This is a genomic window from Persicobacter psychrovividus, assembly GCF_036492425.1.
Classification (GTDB): Bacteria; Bacteroidota; Bacteroidia; order Cytophagales; family Cyclobacteriaceae; genus Persicobacter; species Persicobacter psychrovividus.
This window is the reverse complement of record NZ_AP025292.1, coordinates 299,475-322,869: the sequence shown is the minus strand read 5'-3', so window position 1 is coordinate 322,869 and position 23,395 is coordinate 299,475. Positions and strand designations below refer to the sequence as shown.

The following is a 23,395-nucleotide window of genomic DNA, read 5'->3' as shown; positions in this document are numbered from 1 at the left end:
CCTTATCAAGGCTATAATTTTCTTTAACTTTTTCAACCAGTCAAAAATTAGAGTGAAGCGATTACCCAAAAATATGATTTGATTTCTGAATTTTAAATATTAACCAACTTTTATCCACCAAAAGGTATAAAAAAAGGAGTAATGTAAAACATTACCCCTTCTATTGATTTTTTTCTTACTATACATTAACATGGCGCTCAGCATGATAAGACGACCGAACCAATGGCCCAGACTCCACATACTTGATGCCTCGTCGCTCACCCTCCTGCTTGTAATATTCAAACATCTCAGGGGTAATAAACTCGATCACCTCATGGTGGCGGTGGGTCGGTTGCAGGTACTGCCCAAGGGTCAGGATATCACAACCATTTGCCGCTAAATCATCAATCGCTTTCAATACCTGCTCTGGCTTTTCTCCCAAACCAAGCATAATACCCGTTTTGGTACGCATCCCCAATTCTTTCGTCCTGCGGATTTGCTCAAGGCTTCGGGCATATTTGGCTTGAGGTCGCACCTGGCGATATAACTCCTCTACCGTTTCCATATTGTGAGAAACCACTTCCTGTCCACCTTCAACCATACGTTCCAAAGCAGACCAAGTGCCTTTCACATCAGGAATCAGGGTTTCAATCGTTGTTAACGGGCTCATCTCTTTGGTCAGCTTTACCGTCTGATACCAAATCTCTGCACCACGATCCTTCAGTTCATCACGGTTCACCGAAGTAATCACAGCGTGCTTCACTTTCATTTTAGTGATCGCCTCCGCTACACGGCGAGGTTCTGCATCATCATACTCAGGTGGTCGCCCCGTAGATACGGCGCAAAAAGTACACGAACGGGTACACACATTTCCTAAAATCATGAAAGTGGCGGTTCCTGCACCCCAGCACTCTCCCATATTGGGACAATTACCACTTTGGCAGATGGTATGTAATTTATGCTTATCAACAATATCCCTAACATTCTTATAATCCTTTCCAACAGGCAACTTGACCCTTAACCATGACGGTTTTTTTGTCCGGCCATCTGCTGTTGTTTCGTTAGGAACACTGGTTATTACTGGTAAATCAATCATAGAAAAAAACGCTTACGTTTTAGGTTTGACATTCACATTATTGATGAATATCATTCACAAATGTAATTAAAATGGTCAAAATTAAAAGTTAAATAGAAGGGTGAGTATCAATAAATTTCGCCTATATCACTATCTATAGGGCTAATCTTCATTATTCTTAGGCAATAAAAAAGCATCCTTTATAGAAAAGATGCTTTGTGGATGAAGATCGTTTTTAATTTTTTACCGTTGGCTTCCGTAGTAAAAGGTGATGTAGACATTCGGGTAGAATGCACTGTTCTCTGCATTAGGCATGATGATCACCTTTTGAGCGAATACATCTATCAATGCGCCAACCTCAATCCCCGCAATATTTTTTTTGCTGCCGCCAAACTCGAAGGTCATTGCGGCCTTGAGGTTCCCCCCAAATGCAAAGGATGATTCTGGAACTCCCTGAAAGATGCCCCCTGGGCCAAGAATTGAACCCCTCTGATGGGCAGGGTTGTTGGGATCGTATTGTTGCCGATTTCCCGAAGCATCATCCCCTGCCACCTCAATATAATAGGGCGTTACCAAACCAATCGAAGGACCAATGGAGGTCAGGAAATTTATCTGAACCCCTTGCTGAGCTGCTTTTCTGAATAGGCGGCGCTCCAGCCCATATTGAAATCTGAAATTGTACAGGTAGTTTGATTTCCCAAAAATATAAGAGCTACCTGTAAGGGTTGATTCCCTGCGTTCCTTAGCGTGTTTGATATTCACTATTTCAAGCCCATAGGACTGATAGGTTTTCTCATTCTTCATTTTGCTGTACCGAAACATGAACCCACCGATCAGGCCAGAATTTGAGGCTTTATTTACCCCCCATACAAATTGAGAAAGATAGAGGTCGTCATCAAGTTCTTGGGCATTGGAAAGGGTAGGAGCTGCCCAGGCAACCAAAAAAAATAATACGATGTGTAGTTTAAGCCTCATGAGGTGATGGTTTTTGTTGGGGATATTACTTCTGGCAGGTGCGAATGTTTGTAGGTTTTGGTGAGTAACCATTATTGATGATCACTCACCTGAAAATTTATGCTTGTAGTGCTTTGGGAAGGTGTGCGAAATTTATTTCATGATGCGAGGCATCAAAAACCGCCTTGCCGTCTTTCAGTAAAATAACCTGTGGAGACTGATGCAAGACGCCGAATTTCACGGCAATTTCGTTACTCACGTCTCGGTGAACGATCAAATCCAAAAAGTAAGGTTTGATTCCTGCCTCTTCCTTAAAGCCATTTTCAAAAAAACGTAATGACATTGCGCTCGTCGGGCAACGGGTAGAATGTTTAAACAAAACTACTGGCTGTTCGAAAGATTCCTGCGCAATTTGATCCAGCTGATCAACACTATCTAATGTATTCCAATTCATTTTCTATTGAGTTATAAAAGGCTAATTGTTAATATTTCCAAAAGGACGTTCCGTCTCCCAAATCTCGGCTTCACGGGAGTTGTAACCTGGCTTTTTCTTTTTTACTCTAACGGCTTTCATTTCATTATCGTTACTCCAGAGGTCCTTCCACCAGTAGCCCAGTCGGCTTACTTCCGCATGCGGCTCTCCACTGTACCTCAACATCCGTGAGGCCATGAGTTGTCGGCGGCCCTGCACCTGTCCATAGTACTTTCTGGCAGGAAGGTTCCCTGCATACAAATGCGCCTCTTTAGATTTTTGCTGATAGTATTTTTGCTTCGTTTTCGTTTGGTCAGGCACATACAAGCCCTGCTTGAGCCCCTCTGCTGATTTATCCTGAAAGTAACTTACTTTATTACGATATACCATATTCCCCTCATACTGATGCGCTAACTTCGACATCGCTTCATAACGTGCCATCTTCTGCTTATGAGTATCGACAATAAACATTCCCTGACCCTGAGCTTCTGCTGACTTATCCTGGTATTTAGCGACTTTATTTTGCTGAATTCGATCGCCCTCATACTGATGTGCCAACTTCGACATCGCCTCATAACGCGCCATCTTCTGGCGGTGCGTATCGACAATAAACATCCCCTGACCCTGAGCTTCCGCAGACTTATCCTGATACTTCGTTACCTTATTTCGCTGTATGCGATCGCCCTCATACTGATGCGCCAACTTCGACATCGCCTCATAACGCGCCATCTTCTGGCGGTGCGTATCGACGATAAACATCCCCTGACCCTGAGCTTCCGCAGACTTATCCTGATACTTCGTTACTTTATTCTGCTGAACAAAAGTCCCAGTAAAACGCTGCCGGTGTTCCGACTGAAACTCATAACGCTTCATTTTCTCCCGCTGAGTATCCACCACCGTCATACCCTGTTTCAATCCTTCTCCAGACTTGTACTTATATTGTTCAAACTGACTGTTCTTTGTCCGCACTTTCGTCATGCCCTGCGACTGAATTTCTGCCGATTTGGCCATCATCCGAGCTTTACGCTGGTCGCGGCTCTCGCCCCCTTTCATAATTTTCTGCTGATGATAAGACCGCGTAATAAAGGCAGTTTCCAAAGCCCTCGAATCCATCGGCTTTCCGAGGGTCAGCCCCTGCTTCTGCAGTCGGTCTGAGCTTTTTTCCATCTTGGAGTTTTTCTGACGGAAAGATTCTTGTCGCTGAGTTCCGCTGAATTTATTATGCTTCCTCGCCGATAACTGCCTTCCCAAATAAATATCCGCAGCCGAACCTTTCCAACCACCCTGACGCTGAGCCTCCGATGATTTTTGGGCCATCATCTGATATTTATTGGCGCGCTTCTTCCGAAGATCACCCGTATAGTTTGACGACTGTGTTGCTACAAATTTCCGTGCTGAACGATCAGCCATAGTACCTTGCGATCTCGACATCCCCTGGCTCAGTGCCTCGGAAGATTTATATTTTCGCTGCTCATAACTGTTCGTCGTTTGGCGGCGACGCAAATCACCACTATATCTTGACTGCCCCGTCGAATTCGAAGTTAGGCGGCGATCATTCTGTCGCTTTGTTTTTGACATCCCCTGGCTCAGTGCCTCGGAGGACTTGTATTTTCGCTGTTCATAACTGTTGGCCGTCTGGCGGCGACGCAAATCACCACTATAAGAAGAGTGGCCAGTATATCGACGTTGTTCAAGCTGCTTCGAGGATTTCGCCATACCCTGAAACTGCGCCTCCCCAGCTTTGTCTGCCCGCTTCCGCTTTTCCGCATTTGGGCTGACGCGATCCATTTTCCCAGGATTAAACTTATCGCGGTTCGGGTAGGTCTTGAAACGTTCGGCAGTCAGTTTATACTCCCCACGGTTATTCATCTGCTTTTTCGAGGCATACTTATACACCGCCCGTTTGTTCTTTACCTGACGACGCTGTCCTGGCGCCCCATAGCTTCCCGACTGCTTCCTTGAAAGGTATTTCTTAGAAATGTCTGCCGAAGACCTAAATTGCCCCTGCTTTTTTAATTCCTGCGAACGGTGTTTTCCTGTAACTCCTCCGCCAGCATCATAGGCCACATTGTGCCCCTTACCGCCACGGTATTTATCAAAGTTCGATGGACGTTCCTTAAAGCGTTCCGCAACCAAAGGCTTCTCTGTGGTCATATTTTCTCCACGCTGTGGTACCTGTCGGTTAAATCGCTCGGGAGTAGCCTGCGTCATTCCGCCGCCACCTTTACGCGCCTTGCGGGAAGATTTTTTATAAACCGCCTTCCGGTTCTTTCGCTTGCGATTCCCTTTAAACTTCTTCATCTCACGGGACATGTACTTGGACTCGAGCTGCTGGGAGCGCTTCATCTTTTTCAGTCCCTGTTGAGCATTTCTGGAGGATTTTTCCCGTTCTTTAGCCTGCCGGCGAAGATAATTAGACCCCTGACTGGACTTTTGTTTTCCAGACTGGTACATGATGGCATCGGAAGAAGAAGGGATTTTATTTTGAGCCACAGCAGTTCCCAACGGCAAAAAAGCCGTTAGTATCGCCACAAAGAATAGTGGGATGATGCGGTCAAATGTTTTATGTAGATTTTTTATAAAATTCATGCGCAAAGCAGCAGGCCAAATTAATTCCATCACTTTAGGTGAGGCACAATGGGTTAGCAAACGATATTTCCTCAAAAAAAAGAATCTTTTTCGCTAAAAAAAGGATTCTTTTCAAAGATGTGCAATATTCATCACTAATTGAAGTGAACAACTCCCCAATACTTAATTTTACTAATGGTTTTTTACTATTTTTACACTTCCATTATAAAATATGTTCCAATGCAGAAGCGACTCCGCTCCTTGTGCATCCTACATCTGCTCAAAAACTAATATGATAAAATTTGAAAGCTTTCAATTAGAAAATGGCCTTAAAGTCATTGTACATGAAGATCATAGTACTCCCATGGCGGCGGTTAACTTGCTTTACGATGTAGGTTCAAGGGATGAGTCTGAAGATAAAACAGGCTTTGCGCACCTCTTTGAGCACCTGATGTTTGGCGGATCAAAAAATATTCCGCAGTTCGATACCCCACTGCAATTGGTTGGAGGCGATAATAACGCCTTCACGACCCCCGACATCACAAATTACTACATCAACTTGCCCGCTGTAAATCTGGAAACTGCTTTTTGGCTGGAGTCAGATCGGATGCTGAGTCTCTCTTTCGACCCCAAAGTTCTTGAAGTACAGCGCTCAGTAGTTATTGAGGAATTCAAACAGCGTTACCTCAATCAGCCTTATGGCGACCTATGGCTGAAGCTGCGCCCAGTAGTTTATACCTCGCACCCTTACAGCTGGCCAACGATTGGAAAGGACATTTCCCACATTGAGCAAGCTACAATGGCGGATGTCGAGGAGTTCTTTTATAAATTCTACCGACCAAACAATGCGACATTAGTGGTTGCAGGACAGGTTACCGTGGAGCAGGTGAAAAGGCTGAGTGAAAAATGGTTTGGCGGTATTCCTGCAGGGCCGAAAAATCAGCGCTTATTGCCTGTTGAGCCTGCGCAATTGGTAGAACGACGCCTGGAAATTGAAGCTGACGTTCCGCTGGATGCCATTTACAAGGTTTTCCGTATGCCTGAGCGCCTGCATTCGGACTATTATGCCATTGACCTGATGAATGATATTTTGGGCAAAGGGCGATCGTCCATGCTGTACAATGACCTCGTTAAGCAGGATCAGGTATTTAACTCTATCAGTGCTTATGCTTCAGGTTCTTTTGACCCAGGTTTGATTGTCGTTGGCGGAAAACTGAATGAGGGGGTTACGCTGGACTATGCCGAATCTCGCATTACTGAGGTATTGGACAATATGAAAGCGGGCATTAATGATACCGCCATAGAAAAGACCAAAAATCAGGCACAGGCATCTCATGCCTTCTCTGAAATTGAGTTGCTCAACCGTGCGATGTTCCTTGCGATGGGCGATGTTTTGGGCGACGCGAACATGATCAATGAGGAACTGGCGAAAATCGACCAAGTAACGGCTTATGACATTAAATCGGTAGCCAATAAATACCTCGTAAATAATAGCTGTACAACGATGCACTACAAAGCAAAAAAATAAACCAGACGCCTCAGGCTGAATGCTGCCTGTATCGATAGGGTCTTTAAATTAAAATCCCCACTCCTGCTATTGGAATGGGGATTTTTACTTTTATAGAATATCAATAATTCGCTCGTTGAGGTCATGCTCAATTAAAGCTTCGTGCATCTGTTCAAGGCGGTTTTGCAACTGCATAAAATCTGAAGACTGTTTTAATGCCTGATCAGAAACCCCCACTTTTTCCAAAGCTTTTACAACCCGTAAAACCGTCAAATGCTCCATCGGGATTGCAGGCACCAAGCCCGAACGCTCATCCGATTCCTCTCCCTCGTGCACCGCCACAATCAGGTGCGCATTCTTCAATTTCGATACCGCATCGTCAAGATAGAAAAAGGGAACATCAAGTCGCTCTTCGAGGTCGTTGATGGAAGGTGGTGTTTTCTCGGAGATGAAATCACGGGCCACCTCACGGCATACCATCAGCCCGACAGTCCGCAAGTTACGGTGAGGTATTCGGCCCAGTCGCATGGTTCGGGTATGCTCCCTCACGGATTGCAATGAATACGCCAACTGCCCTCCCAACAGCACCACAAGCCAGCTCAGCTGAAAGAAAATCATTAACAGTGGCAAGGCGGCAAAACTACCATAAATCGCATTATAGCTCGATACGCCAATTTGCAGATCAAGATAAATCCATTGCAAAGTCTGCACAAAAAAACCAGCGATTACGCCCGCCACTATCGCATACTTTACAGGAACCTTGGTGTAAGGCATAATCAGGTAAACCACCGTAAAGAGCAACATCAGCATAATATATGGCGACAGGGTAGCGGCCATGGTTACCCCCTGACTGAGGTACTCATTCACAAAGGAATTATCCACTTCACTGGTCAGCTCTTGCAGTTTAGAAACCACCATGACATTCAAAGAGGAAGATATGATCACCAGGATGGGGGCTATGATGATCATGGTTGTGTAATCGGTAAATTTACGTGCCACAGACCGCAGCTGCTTCACTTGCCAGATATCGTTAAAGCTTGTTTCAATACTGTAAACCAACTTCATTACGGAGTAAAAAAGTACCAAAAAACCAATTCCTGCCACCACGCCACCTTTGGCGTTGGAGAGCATCTTCTCCGAAAATTCCACCAGCTGCGTAGCCACTTCCTGCTGACCTTTTAGCGCATCGTAGATAATGGCCTCCAGCTTTTGGTCGAGGTCAAAACCCTTGGCCACACCAAATGCCAGCGCCAGCACAGGAACAATCGACAGTAACGTATAGTAAGTAAGCGCCGCCGCACGCAGGGGAATGGTATTCTTAACATACCCATTGAATGCCAAAGTAAGCACCCGCAAACTGCGGTACCCGATCTTTTTGCCCAGAGGCATGTGTTTCAGCTGAACATTCCAGATGTCCTCTTCTAAAAATTTTTTGTAATCAAACTGTAAAATATTCATTCGCCTTTCTTAAGAAATATTCGGCTGATGCCCGATGTTTTAATATTTTTGTACCCATACAATAGAGAATAGGAGCAGGTTGTTTCATTTGGTAGCACCCTAATGTTCCCTTATCTTTAAAGAAACTAAGATATTATTAAATTATGAAAATTCGAGTAGGATTCGGTTATGATGTCCATCAATTAAAAGAAGGATATGATTTATGGCTGGGAGGCATCAAGATCCCTCACACCAAAGGATCGGTAGGCCATTCTGATGCCGACGTGCTGGTACATGTAATTTGCGATGCCCTGCTTGGCGCAGCGAACTTGCGTGATATTGGTTACCACTTTTCCGATAAAGACCCGAAATACAAAGGAATTGACAGCAAGATTCTTTTAGCTGAAGTCATGAAGCTCATCAGGGAAAAGGGTTATGAAATTGGTAACATTGACTCGACCATCTGTTTGGAGCAACCGAAAGTCAACCCGCATATTCTTGAAATGCAAAAAGTGCTTGCCGAAGTGATGGGCATAGAAGAGGAAGACCTTTCGATTAAGGCAACAACGACTGAAAAGATGAGTTTTGTAGGCCGTGAGGAGGGAATCTCTGCTTACGCGACGGTACTGATTCAGAAGGCTTAATTGACCTAAATACGGAGGCTGTTGCATAACGGTCAATGGAGAATCAGTATCCAAATTTTTTCCCGTTACATATATCCATCGGGTTAAAACCCGAAGCTATTAAAAGATGTGTCTTCAGCCCATAAGTCATGAAAAGGCTTTTTGCAATAGACCTGGAATTCATTCTATGGTCAAAATAGGCGAGCGCAAATTTTATTTGGTGTAATAAATTGCAAACACTGTTGTGTGCCTGCCATCTTCCACCCTAAAGCAGACTGTGCACCACATAACTGAGACTCAGGCTCCAAAATACGGATGAAATAAACATGTAGGCCCATAGTTTTGGGCGCGAGGCACCCATCAGCGCAGCAAGTAAAGTACCAACTATTGGGCTGAAAAATACGGGGGTAAGGAAAGCAACACCCCAAAGCCCGAAGGTCTTCCAGATGAAGACAAAACGACGACTCCTCGGTGAGAATTTTTTCTTGCCAAGGAGTTTTTTTCGCTGCATAAATCTGCGCAGCTGCAATCCGAAAAAGGAAATAATCACGACGGAGGTCATCATCCCGAGTACACTCAAGGCAACGGTTTCCCAATAAGTCAGGCCAAGTGTTGAACCCAGGGCGGGCCCACCAATAAACTTGATCATACTGATCAGATAGACAGGTATATACTTACTCATTGCTACAATCTCCACATGATCACAACGGCCACAACTCAGGATTGGTTATCCCTATGTCGATTAATCGGACAGTTTGAAAAAAATCATGAGAAACGGCCTTTTTGATCTTCGTTTACCGCAATTTATACCAACACCAAAACGGTATAAGTAATATATAACCCCAGCAGAATAGCGCCATCCACACGGCTGATTTTTTTGCCCAGCCACATCATCGGCAAAACCACCAGGGTAATGGCCAGCATCCAAATCATGTCGTTGGAAATAAAAGCCTGCTGTACATGAATCGGGTGAATCATGGAAGTGATCCCGAGGATACAAAGAATATTGAAAATATTGGAGCCCAGTAAATTCCCCAAAGCCAGGTCAACCTGCTGCTTGCGTGCGGCAATAACTGAGGTCACCAACTCGGGCAGGCTCGTTCCCAGCGCCACTACGGTCAGTCCAACAACCCGCTCGGGCACTTCAAAGTACAATGCAATCGCCTGCGCACCACCCACAAAGAAATCTGACCCAAAATACAAGCCAATTCCACCGACGAGTATCCACATAAGATCCGTAAATATACTGCCCGTAATTCCCTGCTCCAGTACTTCAGCCACTTCCTCAGGAACGTGTGGGTTTCGTTTTGCATCCACCATCTGATAGGCTAAATAGGCGATCAGGCCTGCAAAAAGAACAGCGCCCTCCACCAGGCTCAGCATGCCACCATGCACCAGTACAAAAAGCAGTAAAGAAGCGACAAAGGTTACGGGCCAATCGATTCTCATGGTCTTTTTATCCACCATAATCGGACTGATCAGGGCGGTAATTCCCAAAACCAATGCCAGGTTACAAATATTGGAGCCCACCACATTTCCCATCGCTAAATCGGGACTGCCACGGAATGCCGCCTGCACAGAGACCAGCAACTCGGGTGCTGAGGTGCCAAAGGCAATGACCGTCAGCCCAACGACCATCGGCGAAATCTTGTAGCGTAATGCCAAAGTAGAGCCTCCTTTAACCAGGTAATGCCCTCCGGCGATCAGTAATACCAGCCCTCCGATCAAGGATAAAATATTGATTAACATTGGATTCATAGAAAACCTAAAAAGTAATACGGTTGTATAAGACTACAATATTAGTAAAAAGACCTTAAAGCGAAGAGCAATGCAGTGAATAAAAAAAAGCAGACCGATGTGCGACCATCAATCTGCTTTTTCTTAAAAATCACCTTTTTTAAAGGCTTAATCCTTGGACCCGAATGCCAAATCGCCTGCGTCTCCCAAACCAGGGATAATGTAAGATTTTTCATTCAGGTGGCTGTCCTCTGCACATAACCATACCGAGCAACGGTCACCCATACGCTCTTTCACATAAGCAACCCCTTCAGGTGCGGCAATAATCGCAACAATATGAATTGATCGAGGATTTCCCTTTTCAATCGCTTTCTCGATCGAATCTACCAGCGAACGGCCCGTTGCAAGCATTGGGTCTACGATAATCAAATCACGACCTTCCAGGTTAGGGTAAGCCGCATAGCCCAAATCAATCTCGAAACCATCTTCGGCATCAGGGTTTGGTGTACGGTATGCACCAATAAAACCACTCGAGGCCTGGTCGAGGATATTCATAAAACCATTGTAAAACGGCAGGCCTGCACGAAGCACGGTCATTAGGATAGGCTGCTTTTCCAGCATCGGTATCTCGCTCTCACCCAATGGTGTTTTGACCGTCTTGGTAACATACGGCAGGTCTTTGGAAACCTCATAGGCCATCAATTCCCCAAGGCGTTCAATATTTCTGCGGAAGCGCATGGTATCCTTCTGAATATTTTCATCACGCATCTCTGCCAGAAAATGGTTGGCAACCGACGATTCACTATTTAATCTAAAAATCTTCAAAACAAGCGTATTTATTTTATCATTAAATCCTTTGCAAATATAGCTATTTAACTTGATTTACACTCAGCTGTTTCTAATCATAAATTGAAAGATTTTAAGAATCAGAATCATTCACAAAATCTGTAATAATTATTAAAATTCCTGTTAATTATATCAATTCACTGCTCAAAAATAAAAATTCAACTGAATAACATGATATATATCAGCAAACAAAAGCATCTTAATGATTGAATAACAAGCCTAAAGGATAGATCAAGCAATGATTCACTTTATCAAAAAAAACAGCTTTTTATCGGTGCAGGGTTTCAATACTGAAATGAAGCTATTATATTTGCTTGCCCTTAAGCTCATTAAGGGCTTTTTTATTTTATAAAAATTTCAAGGTGATGATTGTAAAAGACAAGGCATTCAAGATGTTTATAGATGAGGAGCAATTGGCTCAAGGCATCGAGAAATTAGCGCAACAAATCAATAAGGACTACGAGGGCAGAAAGCCTATTTTCTTGGCAGTACTGAACGGGTCTTTCATGTTTGCTGCCGACTTGTATCGTCAAACAAATTTAGAATCTACAATATCATTTATTAAGCTGGCCTCTTACGAGAGCATGAACTCTACAGGTTCTATTAAAGAATTGGTGGGTTTGCAAGGTTCTCTTAAAGGAGAAGATGTAGTGATCATCGAAGATATCGTAGACACTGGCAACACCTTGGAGCATATCATGAACCTTTTGAATGACAAAGGAGTGAAATCTGCTGAGATCGCCACGCTGCTTTATAAGCCTGAAGCTTACAAAAAAGATATTCCTGTAAAATATGCCGCATTCGAGATCCCCAACAAATTTGTGGTTGGATATGGTCTGGATTACGATGGCCTGGGACGTAACCTCCCAGCTATTTATCAGCTTGCGGAATAAAAAATTCATTTTTTTAAGGAGTTAATCTCCGAGAGATTTTTAACTTCATACCGAAATAACAATTTCATAATTTAAATTTTTACACTTATGCTTAATATCGTTCTGTTCGGCCCTCCTGGTGCAGGTAAAGGAACTCAGTCAGAGTTAATGATTGAAAAATATGGTTTGTTACACATCTCTACAGGAGACCTTTTCCGCAAACACTTAGGCGAAGGAACTGAACTGGGCAAATTGGCCAAAAGCTACATGGACAACGGTAACCTTGTTCCTGATAAAGTAGTGATTGATATGGTTGATGATCGCCTGAAAGAGGTAACGGACGCTAAAGGAATCATCTTTGATGGCTTCCCGCGTACTGTGGCACAGGCAGAAGCATTGGATACGCTGATGAATGGCAAAAACACGCCTATCAGCGGGATGATCGCCTTGGAGGTAGAAGATCAAGAATTGAGAAACCGCATTTTGGAGCGTGGTAAATCTTCAGGACGCGCGGATGATCAAAGCATTGATAAAATTAACAATCGCATCAGTGTATATAAAGCGGAGACTTTGCCCGTTGCCGAGTATTACAACAAGCAAGGCAAATTGGCAAGCATCAATGGTGTTGGCTCTATTGAGTCTATCTTTGGCAACATCTGCGAAGCGGTTGAAAAACTTCAATAATTTCCGTCAGAAATAAACATTGCTGACTTTACAGCCCTTTCCTTAGTGGATAGGGCTGTTTTTTTTTGCGGAACAGTTTTTGATTCTGATAAAACATTACCCTTAAAATAGTTAGCAACAAAGCAGGTGACCAAACAGGGAAGATCACCGAAATTTTGGTAACTTGCGGGTTAATTATGCGTTCTGCAACGGCTGAGCGTATCAAATCAAGAAAAAGCACTTAGTTATACATATATGTCAGCTTCAAACTTTATCGATCACGTTCGATTATGCTCCCGTTCCGGCAAAGGCGGTTCCGGTGCAATAAGTTTCCGTAGAGAAAAACACGTTCCCCGCGGGGGACCAGATGGTGGTAATGGTGGCCGTGGTGGTCACGTTATCGTTCGGGGAAACTCCCAATTATGGACATTGCTGCATTTGCGTTACCGCAAGCACATTATCGCTGGAGTTGGAGAATCTGGCGGAGGCATGCGTTCTAGTGGAGCTCAGGGAAAAGATGAAATCATCGAAGTACCATTGGGGACGATCATCCGTGATGCTGAAACCAATGAAATCCGTGCAGAAATCACCGAACATGATGAGGAAATCATCATTACCCCCGGTGGGCGAGGTGGCCTCGGCAACGAGAATTTCAAAACGGCAGTAAATCAAACTCCACGCTTTGCACAGCCTGGCGAACCAGGAATGGAAGAGTGGCTGGTTTTGGAGCTGAAACTTTTGGCTGATGTGGGCCTTGTAGGCTTCCCAAATGCCGGAAAATCCACCCTTCTTTCCAGTATTTCAGCCGCGCGCCCTGAGATTGCAGACTACCCATTTACCACTTTGGTGCCTAACCTTGGGGTGGTTTCTTATTACGACAACCGCTCATTTGTAATGGCCGATATTCCTGGAATTATCGAAGGAGCGGCAGAAGGAAAAGGGCTTGGCTTGCGATTTTTACGCCATATTGAGCGTAACTCCATGCTGTTGTTCATGATTCCTGCAGATACCGAGGATGTGCAAGAAGAGTACCGCGTATTGCGTGGTGAACTTGAGCAGTACAACCCAGAACTGCTGGATAAACACCACATTCTGGCCATCACCAAAACCGATATGCTGGATGAGGAAATGATGGAGGAATTCAAAGAAGATCTTCCTGAAGGAGTAAAAACACTCTTTATTTCATCAATTACACAAACTAACTTAGATCAATTAAAAGATGCTATCTGGCAAGGGCTGAATGCTCCTGAAGATGACAAATAGCTCATTTTGGCAGATTTATGTCAGTCATTTTAGACAATTTGACATATTTCTCCAATTGGCAAATTAATTGAGATAAGAATTCATGTAGATAATTTAACCATTTTTTAGTAATGGCAGAAAATACTGTAAACGAAGAGGAAAAAAACGTACAGGGCGAAGAAACTACAAAGGAGCAAGTAGAGCAACCTGTAGCGGAAAACGAAACCACTCAAGAGGAAAACACTGAAGCACCTCAAGAGGAAGTACAAGAAGAAGTTGCTGAAGTCGATGCTTTAAAGGCCGAGGTTCAGGAGCAAAAAGACAAGTATTTGCGTCTGTATTCTGAATTTGACAACTTCCGCCGCCGTACGGCAAAAGAAAAATTGGACTTGGTACAAAATGCCAACGAAAAATTGATCGGTGAGCTGTTGTCTGTTGTTGATAACTTTGATCGTGCAAACGACAATTTCAACGAAGAAATGGATGCCAAATCTGTTCATGAAGGTGCAGTATTGATCTCTAAAAATTTGAAATCAATCTTGGAAAAGTTCGGACTGACTCCCATTGAAACGGAGAAGGGCGACGCCTTCGATACGGACATTCATGATGCGATTACGGAAATTCCTGTTCCCGAAGAGGAGCTAAAAGGCAAGGTTTTCGACGTAGTTGGTAAAGGATATAAGCTTAACGACAAGGTCATTCGCTTCGCGAAGGTTGTTGTGGGCGCAAAATAAATTTAAAAAGAATCGAGTTTTAGTCGGTTGCACTTCAGGGCACAGGGTCAATATCCTTTGCCCTGAAATGCACCACTTACGCTTTAATCCATATTTAGCAAATGGCCAAAAGAGATTATTACGAGGTATTAGGGCTGCAAAAGGGCGCTTCCGAAGCGGAAATCAAGAAAGCATACCGCAAGGTAGCGATCAAGTATCACCCTGATAAAAACCCTGATAACCCAGAGGCAGAAGAAAAATTTAAGGAAGCAGCTGAGGCTTATGAAGTCCTTAGTGATGCTCAGAAACGTCAGCGTTACGACCAGTTCGGCCACCAGGGAATGGGTGGCGGAGGCTTCGGCGGTGGCGGAGGCATGAATATGGACGACATCTTCTCGCAATTCGGAGACATCTTCGGTGGCGGCGGTGGCAGCCCATTCGACAGCTTCTTCGGTGGCGGTGGTGGCGGAGGCGGACGTCCTCGTCAGCGTCGTGGCACCAACTTGCGCATCAAACTCAAGCTAACGCTTGAAGAGATGGCACATGGTGTAGAGAAGAAAATCAAGGTGAAGCGCCAGGATGCATGTAACAGCTGTGGCGGTAACGGGTCAAAGAATGGCTCATCACTTCGCACTTGTCCTACCTGTCAGGGTACGGGACAGGTTCAGAAGATCGTCAATACCATGTTGGGGCAAATGCGTTCAGCATCTACTTGTCCGAACTGTAACGGCTCGGGACAAATGGTAGATCAGCACTGCGACAGTTGTCGTGGGGCAGGTGTTGAAACCAAAGAGGAGGTCATCACGGTAAAAATCCCTGCAGGGGTTTCTGAAGGAATGCAATTGTCCATGAGCGGCAAAGGTAATGCGCCTAAAGGTGGTGGAATTCCTGGTGATTTACTGATCGTAATCGAAGAGATTCCACATGAGTCACTGAAGCGTGAAGGTAACAATGTTGTTTATGAATTGTACGTGAACTTCGCTGATGCTGCTTTGGGAACACACGTTGAAGTACCAACGATTGATGGTAAAGTGAAGATCAAGATCGAGGAAGGCACACAATCAGGCAAGATTCTTCGCCTGAGAGGTAAAGGTTTCCGCGACATCAATGGCTATGGCACAGGCGATCAGTTGATTCATGTTAATGTCTGGACACCTCAGCATTTGTCTAAAGAGGAAAAAGAGATGCTTGAAAAACTGCGCACTGCCGACAACTTCCAGCCAGACCCAGGCAAGAAAGAAAAAGGCTTCTTCGAAAGAATGCGTGAGTTCTTTTAATAGAAACTGATCAATAGAAATACAAAACAGCCCTTACATTTAGTTGTAAGGGCTGTTTTTTTATGTAATGAATTTCCGGTTCGTCTGTAAACACCCTAAATCCACCACGATCAGAATAAAATTTGGTTATGGTGGATTTTGTTTTTTCTAACTTTCTAATAATAGTACAATTCACAAGTTGGTAAACCTACATTTGTGTAGAATTACCGGGTTAATACATTATAAATCAGGTGGTTAAAAAAGTATAAGCATAGCAATCCCCTTCAAGCTTTTTACAGCTTGTTCGATCTTAAAATAAAATTCAATTAGGCTACCTTATTTTGACTTAAATAGCGGGCATTCGAAGCGAAGACCCCTGTGTAAACCATCAGCATTTGGATCTGTGGGTTTCGAGCTGTAATCTTCTTCAATGCATAGCTTTCTTTATGGTTACCAAATGCTCCCTCCATGACGGTATTCCGCGCATTAGATAAGGCTTTCACCAATGTATCTTTTTGCTTGTCAGGGTCTTTTGGTTTAGGACCTTTCCTCGGAAAGCAGGTGATAATACCCTTGTTCGTACTGTAAGTCCTGTTTTTATTATTAGCATATAGCTTATCGGCACCAGCGCAATTCACCTCCCCAAAAAACGCTGTATGCTTCTGAATGGTCTTTTGATATCGGACACCTTCATGGAAAGCGCAGAAATCCATATGTTCGATATAGCTGATACCTGATACTGAAACCATATGAACTTTCAGACCATACTCGACGGGCTTATTTTCCTTGCCTCGAACGATCGGACGAATATGTGGCTGAGCGAAGCTTACAATTCGATCGGGAATACTCGAAGGAGGGTTTGATAAGAAGTGTTTTTGCTCCTTTAGTATTCGTTGGCACATATTAAAAATGGCTGTTTCGCGGTCAGCCAAAAGTTTCGTTCCACTATTTTCAGTCCTAATAATTAGAAATTGCCCCAATAATTTCTCCAACAGGTAAACCAAGCTTCGCCTGCGTTTTAGGTTTTTCTTATGAGATCTTTTCTTCTTTTTCTGATAGTTGAGTTGTTTCTTCCGCTGATCATTGAACCGACTTCGAGGCATAGGAATCTTCAGGGCTTTACACCATAACTTCATCTGATTATGAACCCAACATATTGTGTCCCAGAGCAATTTGACTCTTGTAGGATTTTTGATTTTAACTTCATAACAGGTGGCATCCATTAGAATTGCTCCTACATTTTCAAGGTCATCTTTGAATGAACTAAGCATATTCTGCTGTAAAAGATCAAAATCAATATGCTCTCCAACTATCTTTTTCACCCGAGAAACATAGCCGTGTTCTTTGATTGTGTAGTTATCAGAAAACTGGCGAAAGCAGAACATCTGCAAAGCCCAATCTGTATTTATCCGTTCACGAAGTTGCTTGTCAGACATACCATTCATGCATGAACTCAGAAAAACCAAGGCGATCATTCCTTTCTTAGAAAGGTGCGCCGGCCGGCCAGTTTGATGCTCAGGATCCGGTAAAAGTGAAGCTAACTCATCAAATGGTAGTTCTTGATGAATTTGACCAAGCTTGGAATCTTTAAAAATCCACCACCTTGGGGATAAAGTTAATTCTTTGGGAAAAATTGAGGTTTGATGATATTTATTTGGCATCTTTAAATCAGTTTAAAAAAGAATACCCCAAAAATCGCCATTTTTGACGAGATTTGGGGTTATTTTTTGTCTTTTACTGACTTAAAACCACTGAATATCTATTAGTTAGATGTTTTCAGATAGACCGAATTTCAAAACGCACTTTGACTGCACTACTCCCCACTAAGTTTGTCCTATCAACAAAACTTAATTCTACATATGAAAAATTTGATTATCCTATTAGGTATTGCACTTCCTTTAGTGTTAAACTCGTGCGACGAGCCACATAGACACCCGAAGAGTTACTACGTTGACAAATTAAATCATACATTTATGTCTACAGATCAACAATTAGAAATTATCAGACAAGCCAAAGAAGATGGGTGGGATCTTCATTATATGTCTCCGGTGGCACATTACTATTAAAAACCGGAACTGATATAGAACGAAAAAAGGCTACCTTCAAAACCGAAAGTAGCCTTTTTTGTATTTAATCAAAACTCAAAATCAATACTTCATCCGTGCCCATTTGAGCAATACCCGATAATTCACTTTTGAGCCGTTCATCAGAATTCCGATGCGGTAAATGCGGGCAGCCAACCAGGTGGTGAATATAAAACCGCCAACGAGTAAAATCATTGAAAGGGCCAATTGCCAGATTGGTACGCCAAAAGGAACGCGCATCATCATCACGATCGGTGAGGTGAAAGGGATCATCGACATCCAAAAAGCAAAAGTGCCGTGCGGATCCTGAATCACGACCGTCAGAGAAATAATAGCGAACAGCAAAGGCATACTCAGCGGAAACATGAATTGCTGATAGTCACCATCCTGATCTACGGTAGAACCTACTGCGGCGAACAATGCGGCGTATAGCAGGTAGCCACCAAGGAAATAGAAGATAAAGGAGAAGGCGATCAATCCAAAGTTCATCGTCATGAGTGCATCCATCATTTGCGGCACACCATCAGCTGTTGCAGCCACCATGGCAGGGTCGGCCATCGCGGGAGCACTTGGCCCTACGCTCACACCCGTCAGGATGGCAATCAGGGTGGTCAGCCCGAAGGAAAGCACGATCCAGATCAAAAACTGGGTAAGCACCACGCCTGCTACCCCAATAATTTTCCCCATCATCAGTTGAAAAGGTCGCACAGAAGAGATGATCACCTCCACAATACGATTGGACTTCTCTTCAATCACCCCACGCATCACCTGCGTTCCATACAGAAAGATGAAGAAGTAAATCATGAAAGCACCGATATAACCAATCACCGTTGCCGCCTCCGAATGGCTTTCGGCTTCATCACCATCAGGGGTAACATTCACCGTTCGGATACCTACCGAAGGATTCAACTTCGCCAGCCACTCCTTTGACAAGCCCGATTCTTTCAGCTTCTCTTCCTGCAATTTCTGCGAAACCACCTTGCGGATTTGCTGCTTCAAAGAAATACCAGGATTCACTTCAGAGAAATACATCAGGTTCACATCCTCGCCCTTAGCAAGCCTTGGAATCAACAATAATCCGTCATAATCACCCGCTTCAAGCTCTTCCTTGGCATCCTCCACACTCAACTTTTCATAGACAAACGCCACATCACTTGATTTATTTTCCGTGAAAGCCTGCGCAAACATACCCGATTGATCAATCACATGCACCGTCTTGCTTTCCGGTCCGCTTTGTGCCAACCAAATCGGCACTGCCCACATGGCTACAAACAACAACGGCCCCAAGAGGGTCATCACCACAAAAGACTTTTTCCGCACACGGGTCAGATATTCCCGCTTTATAATTAACAATACCTTATCCATTAGACCGATTTTTCATTAGCCGAAGCAGGGCTAACGTGTTGAATAAATATTTCACTCATCGAAGGAATGATTTCCTCGAAATGTACCACGGGCACCTGGTCAATGACCAGTTTCAGCAAATCATTGCCTTTTTGTTCCTCCTTAAGCTGAAACAATGTTTCATGCTGCCCATGCGCTAAAGGTTGCTGATGAAGCACCTCAAAAGGGCTCGTCAATTGTACGGGGCTCTCGGTAATCAACTGATAACGGTTGCCCTTATGGGCTTTCTTCACCTCCCACTTGTTGCCTTCCAATACCTTTTCCGACTTATTGATCAGTGCAATATCATCACATAATTCCTCCACCGACTCCATGCGGTGGGTTGAAAGCATTACGGTACAGCCTCGGTCACGCAAGCCCAGTATTTCATCCCGAATCAGGTTGGCATTTACGGGGTCAAAGCCAGAGAAGGGCTCATCGAGGATCAGGAATTCTGGTTCATGAATCACCGTCGAGATAAACTGTACTTTTTGCGCCATCCCTTTGGAGAGGTCCTCCACCGCTTTATCGATCCAGGTCTTCAGCTCCAGTTTCTCGAGCCAATAGTTGATTTTTTGTGCGGCATCGTGCTTACTCAAGCCTTTCAGCCGTGCAAGGTACATCAGCTGCTCGCCAATTTTCATCTTTTTATACAGCCCCCGTTCTTCGGGCAGGTAGCCAATTTTTGAAATATGATGTGGCTGCAACCGCTCACCATCAAACAGAATTGTGCCACTGTCGGCATATATAATCTGATTTATTATTCGGATCAAAGTCGATTTTCCCGCACCGTTAGGGCCGAGCAAACCATAAATGCTCCCTTTGGGAACACTAAGGGATAAGCTTTTCAGGGCCTGATGGTTTTCGTAGGATTTACAAACTTGATCTATTTCTATTAAACTCATAAACAGGTTTTAATCATTTTGACAGCAATCATAAATAGGTACGAAATCTAAGGGAGATCTTCTAATTATCATTGCAACACATGGATATTTTCGTTGAATTGATTGAAAAAATTCGTCGAGATCAATAGATTGACAAAGTTTTGTTTTACCTACCATTTTAAAAAAATATAAATTGATGTCTTTTCCTTCAATTTTTAAATACCCGTTGCAAGGACTCCTGCTTTGCCTGTTGTTGAACTGTAATGCCTTTGCGCAGGGTAACCGCCCACCTGAGTGGCTCAATAAAATGGTGAAGGTTTCCTCAGAAACCCACGATAATGCCGGTACGCTGTGCATGGTGGATTTCCCCAATAAAAACCAGTGGATTGCCGTGGCGGGCTATGCCAACAAGGCTCAGAATGTCCCTGCAATTGCCAATTACAGCTTTGAGATTGGCAGTATGACCAAGATGTTTATTGCCACGGCTATTTTGCAGCTTCATGAGCAGGGCTTGCTCGATATCAATAAGCCGATCAGTAAATATATTGATGAGCCCTGGGTGAAAAACCTGAATCGCTTTAATAAAAAAGACTGGAGTGATTCGATTAGTATCCGCAGCGTAATGAACCACACGGCGGGAATTTATGATTACCTTGATGATGGCTCTGACGAGGCTACGATTGAAAAATATGGCTATCAGGGAAGGCTGAAGATTAGCCCTCGGGAGATTATTCGCACCTCCAACACGCGGGGCAGTTACGGCCCTCCGAACAAAAAATGGCGATACAGCAACACAGGCTATCAGGCCCTGGGGATTTTGATTGAAAAGGTCAGTGGGCAAAATTATCAGCAATACATTCGGACACATATTCTTCAGCCTGCCAACCTGACCCAAACCTACTTCGGAACAAATATGACCGAACAACAGGCAAAGACAAAAATGCAGGGGTACTTTAATGGTCAGAAGATACAAATGTCGTTTTACCTGGCTGGTGCGGCAGGGGAGATCGTCAGTACAATGCCTGATATGGTAAAGTTTATTCGTGCGTGGTGGCAGGGGGACTTCTTCAGCAAAGCTGAAACCACCCAGCTGTTGCGGAACAGCAGCTTTGTCGGCACAGGCTCCATTGGCCAATATGGCTTAGCGAACATGCACCTTTTTAATATTTATGGGCATAGCGGTCAGACTTTCGGTTTTAATGCCTTTGCAGGCATTATTCCTGAAAAAAATATTGTTGTGATTTGGGTGAGCAATGATTCCCAGGCCAGCGCCTACAGTCCCGTCATCAATATTGCAGATAAGCTTGATCCGCAGGATAAACATTAGGAACAAAAAAAATCCTGTACGCTTTAAAGTACAGGATTCTTTTATTTTGGGGGTATTTTGCTTAGCCCTGTACGCTAACAGGGACAATTGGCAAGGCCGACTTACTGTAAAGCAGAAAACCACCCTGCATATTTTTTACTTTGGTAAAACCATTGTTTACTAAAATCATGCTTGCCAAATAGCCCCGTAGTCCTTTTTGGCAATAAATGAGCTGTGTTTTTTCCGCATCCAGTTCTTCTATTCGATCTCTCAGCTGATCCAAAGGAATATTAATAGCCTCAGGAATTTGCCCCTGTTGTTGCAATTCCACAGGGTTACGGACATCAAGGAGCTGATAGGAGGTGGAATCTACCGTTTCAAGGTATTGTACCAGGTCTCTTGGGCTGATTTCCTCATGGGCGAATTTCATGGTATTCGAGGCTGTATAACCAGCAACCACAACAGGATCCTTTGCGGGTGAAAATGGAGGCGCATAGGCCAGATCAAGATTGGGCAGGTCTTGTACGGTAAGCTTTGCGTAAATGGCTGTCGCCAACACATCAATACGCTTATCAGCACCCTTTTCGCCAAACACTTCTGCCCCCAACAGTCGACCTGACTGTGGTTCATAAAACAGTTCCACAAATAAATCTTTCGGGTCAGGATAAAATCCCGGAGTAGATGCCGCAATAATCAGCGTACTTTTGAAGGGGATATTCCGCTGCTCAAGAGCATGCTCATTGAAGCCTGTCCGCGCCATGGTATAATCAAACACCTTAACGATAGCCGTACCGTATGCGCCAGGGAACTGCTCATTTCCCCCTGCTGCATTTGCACCAGCTACCCGACCTCCCTTGTTGGAGTGCGTCCCCATAGGGAAGTAACCCGCCTCATTGTTAATGATGTTTTTAATGGACACATTATCCCCAGCGGCATAAATATCTGGCAGGCTGGTTTCCATTCGGCTATTGACCACCAACGCCCCATTTCCGATGGTATCAGCGCCTTTGTCTTTCAGTATTTCAGTATTTGGACGGCCACCCACGGCAGTCATCAAATAATCCGCTTTTATGATTTTATCGCCTACTTTTACGGCGATCAGGCGGCCATCTTCCACCACTGCTTCAGAAACTCCGACTCCAGTAATCACCTCGACGCCTCCAGCGCGCAATGCCTCTCCTGCAAGGTGACCAAATTTCTCGTCCCAGGTGGCCAGTATCGTAGGTGCCAATTCTACAAGGGTAACATTCTTGCCCGCCTTACAGAGGTTCTCAGCAGACTCCACACCTATCAGTCCTCCGCCAAGAATAACAATATCCTTCATCTCCGAGAGGTGATCGTAAATTTTATCGAAATCTGCCTGATTCCGCACATTCGACCAGTTGGAGGCTTCTACCAAATTAGGGATTTCAGGAACAAAAGGGCGGGCTCCTGTGGCAAAAATCAACTTATCATAAGTATAGTTCCCTTCAGGGGTAACCACGAGGTGCTGATCTGGGAGAATGTCAAGCACGGGTTCGTTCAAGTGCATCTCAACGGCAAAACGGTTTTCCAGCAATGCAGGCTTAATCACCAACAATTTTTCACGTTGCTTGATGGTATTTGAAAAAGCATAAGGAATACCACAGGTCGCATAACTGATGTAATCCGTTTTTTCAAATAGAAGAATGCGCGCATTTTCGTTCATTCTTCTTGCTTTAGCTGCTGCTGATGGGCCAGCAGATAAGCCACCGACGATGATGATTGTTTCTTGATTTTCCATATTATACCCTGCGCTCTTTGAAAGGGTGAGTC

At 44.2% G+C, this 23,395-nt stretch carries 20 protein-coding genes and 1 pseudogene; 9 read left to right on the top strand and 12 right to left on the bottom strand.

Annotated features, from left to right (window positions below; translation table 11 throughout):
* Positions 1–178: 178 nt before the first annotated feature.
* From lipA to AABK40_RS01365, 4 genes are all read right to left on the bottom strand, one after another.
* Entirely contained in the window at positions 179–1,075 is an 897-nt protein-coding gene (gene lipA / locus AABK40_RS01380) for a lipoyl synthase (RefSeq protein ID WP_332919799.1), read from the bottom strand.
* Between the two features lie 222 nt (positions 1,076–1,297).
* Positions 1,298–2,029, bottom strand: a complete 732-nt coding sequence (locus AABK40_RS01375; RefSeq protein WP_332919800.1) for a hypothetical protein — start codon at positions 2,027–2,029, stop codon at positions 1,298–1,300.
* A gap of 97 nt (positions 2,030–2,126) precedes the next feature.
* Positions 2,127–2,462: a bacillithiol system redox-active protein YtxJ gene (gene ytxJ / locus AABK40_RS01370; RefSeq protein WP_332919801.1), complete on the bottom strand. Its 336-nt coding sequence runs from the start codon at positions 2,460–2,462 to the stop codon at positions 2,127–2,129.
* Positions 2,463–2,483: 21 nt separating this feature from the next.
* Positions 2,484–5,099, bottom strand: coding sequence for a hypothetical protein (locus tag AABK40_RS01365; protein ID WP_338397444.1), 2,616 nt, complete (start codon positions 5,097–5,099; stop codon positions 2,484–2,486).
* Positions 5,100–5,280: 181 nt separating this feature from the next.
* On the opposite strand from AABK40_RS01365, the pseudogene AABK40_RS23825 reads away from it, so the two are divergent.
* Together AABK40_RS23825 and AABK40_RS23820 are read left to right on the top strand one after the other, a co-directional pair.
* Positions 5,281–5,712: pseudogene (locus tag AABK40_RS23825) on the top strand (M16 family metallopeptidase); the annotation flags it as partial.
* A 135-nt stretch (positions 5,713–5,847) separates the two neighbouring features.
* Complete coding sequence (locus AABK40_RS23820; RefSeq protein ID WP_421953303.1) at positions 5,848–6,576, top strand: M16 family metallopeptidase; 729 nt, start codon at positions 5,848–5,850, stop codon at positions 6,574–6,576.
* A 90-nt stretch (positions 6,577–6,666) separates the two neighbouring features.
* On the opposite strand, the gene AABK40_RS01355 is transcribed toward AABK40_RS23820, so the two are convergent.
* Complete coding sequence (locus AABK40_RS01355; protein WP_332919804.1) at positions 6,667–8,013, bottom strand: YihY/virulence factor BrkB family protein; 1,347 nt, start codon at positions 8,011–8,013, stop codon at positions 6,667–6,669.
* Between the two features lie 143 nt (positions 8,014–8,156).
* On the opposite strand from AABK40_RS01355, the gene ispF reads away from it, so the two are divergent.
* Positions 8,157–8,636: a 2-C-methyl-D-erythritol 2,4-cyclodiphosphate synthase gene (gene ispF, locus AABK40_RS01350; RefSeq protein WP_421953294.1), complete on the top strand. Its 480-nt coding sequence runs from the start codon at positions 8,157–8,159 to the stop codon at positions 8,634–8,636.
* Between the two features lie 244 nt (positions 8,637–8,880).
* On the opposite strand, the gene AABK40_RS01345 is transcribed toward ispF, so the two are convergent.
* The 3 genes from AABK40_RS01345 to upp all read right to left on the bottom strand — a co-directional run bounded on the left by AABK40_RS01345 (position 8,881) and on the right by upp (position 11,177).
* On the bottom strand, positions 8,881–9,297 hold the full coding sequence (locus AABK40_RS01345; RefSeq protein ID WP_332919805.1) for a small multi-drug export protein: 417 nt from the start codon (positions 9,295–9,297) through the stop codon (positions 8,881–8,883).
* A 122-nt stretch (positions 9,298–9,419) separates the two neighbouring features.
* Complete coding sequence (locus tag AABK40_RS01340; protein ID WP_332919806.1) at positions 9,420–10,373, bottom strand: calcium/sodium antiporter; 954 nt, start codon at positions 10,371–10,373, stop codon at positions 9,420–9,422.
* A gap of 147 nt (positions 10,374–10,520) precedes the next feature.
* Positions 10,521–11,177: a uracil phosphoribosyltransferase gene (upp, locus tag AABK40_RS01335; protein WP_332919807.1), complete on the bottom strand. Its 657-nt coding sequence runs from the start codon at positions 11,175–11,177 to the stop codon at positions 10,521–10,523.
* A gap of 386 nt (positions 11,178–11,563) precedes the next feature.
* Here upp and hpt point away from each other — a divergent pair, with 386 nt between their 5' ends.
* The 5 genes from hpt to dnaJ all read left to right on the top strand — a co-directional run bounded on the left by hpt (position 11,564) and on the right by dnaJ (position 15,965).
* A complete protein-coding gene (hpt, locus tag AABK40_RS01330; RefSeq protein ID WP_332919808.1) occupies positions 11,564–12,091 on the top strand; it encodes a hypoxanthine phosphoribosyltransferase in 528 nt (175 codons plus the stop codon).
* A gap of 87 nt (positions 12,092–12,178) precedes the next feature.
* Positions 12,179–12,754: an adenylate kinase gene (locus AABK40_RS01325; RefSeq protein WP_332919809.1), complete on the top strand. Its 576-nt coding sequence runs from the start codon at positions 12,179–12,181 to the stop codon at positions 12,752–12,754.
* Positions 12,755–12,988: 234 nt separating this feature from the next.
* Positions 12,989–13,996 (top strand): GTPase ObgE, encoded by a 1,008-nt coding sequence (obgE, locus tag AABK40_RS01320; protein WP_332919810.1) that lies wholly within the window; start codon positions 12,989–12,991, stop codon positions 13,994–13,996.
* Between the two features lie 110 nt (positions 13,997–14,106).
* Positions 14,107–14,709, top strand: a complete 603-nt coding sequence (locus tag AABK40_RS01315) for a nucleotide exchange factor GrpE (protein WP_332919811.1) — start codon at positions 14,107–14,109, stop codon at positions 14,707–14,709.
* Between the two features lie 101 nt (positions 14,710–14,810).
* Entirely contained in the window at positions 14,811–15,965 is a 1,155-nt protein-coding gene (gene dnaJ / locus AABK40_RS01310) for a molecular chaperone DnaJ (RefSeq protein WP_338397442.1), read from the top strand.
* Between the two features lie 305 nt (positions 15,966–16,270).
* Here the strand turns inward: dnaJ and AABK40_RS01305 are convergent, their stop codons facing one another.
* The 3 genes from AABK40_RS01305 to AABK40_RS01295 form a co-directional block, all read right to left on the bottom strand.
* Positions 16,271–17,605, bottom strand: coding sequence for a DDE transposase (locus tag AABK40_RS01305; protein ID WP_338397441.1), 1,335 nt, complete (start codon positions 17,603–17,605; stop codon positions 16,271–16,273).
* 486 nt (positions 17,606–18,091) lie between these two features.
* The gene (locus tag AABK40_RS01300; RefSeq protein ID WP_338397440.1) at positions 18,092–19,393 is read right to left on the bottom strand and encodes an ABC transporter permease; all 1,302 of its coding nucleotides are present in this window, start codon (positions 19,391–19,393) and stop codon (positions 18,092–18,094) included.
* Positions 19,393–20,316: an ABC transporter ATP-binding protein gene (locus AABK40_RS01295; protein WP_338397439.1), complete on the bottom strand. Its 924-nt coding sequence runs from the start codon at positions 20,314–20,316 to the stop codon at positions 19,393–19,395. Before AABK40_RS01295 ends, AABK40_RS01300 begins: the two co-directional genes overlap by 1 nt.
* Positions 20,317–20,491: 175 nt before the next feature.
* Here AABK40_RS01295 and AABK40_RS01290 point away from each other — a divergent pair, with 175 nt between their 5' ends.
* Positions 20,492–21,622, top strand: a complete 1,131-nt coding sequence (locus AABK40_RS01290; protein WP_338397438.1) for a serine hydrolase domain-containing protein — start codon at positions 20,492–20,494, stop codon at positions 21,620–21,622.
* 61 nt (positions 21,623–21,683) lie between these two features.
* Here the strand turns inward: AABK40_RS01290 and AABK40_RS01285 are convergent, their stop codons facing one another.
* A complete protein-coding gene (locus tag AABK40_RS01285) occupies positions 21,684–23,363 on the bottom strand; it encodes an FAD-dependent oxidoreductase (protein ID WP_338397437.1) in 1,680 nt (559 codons plus the stop codon).
* Positions 23,364–23,395: the final 32 nt, after the last annotated feature.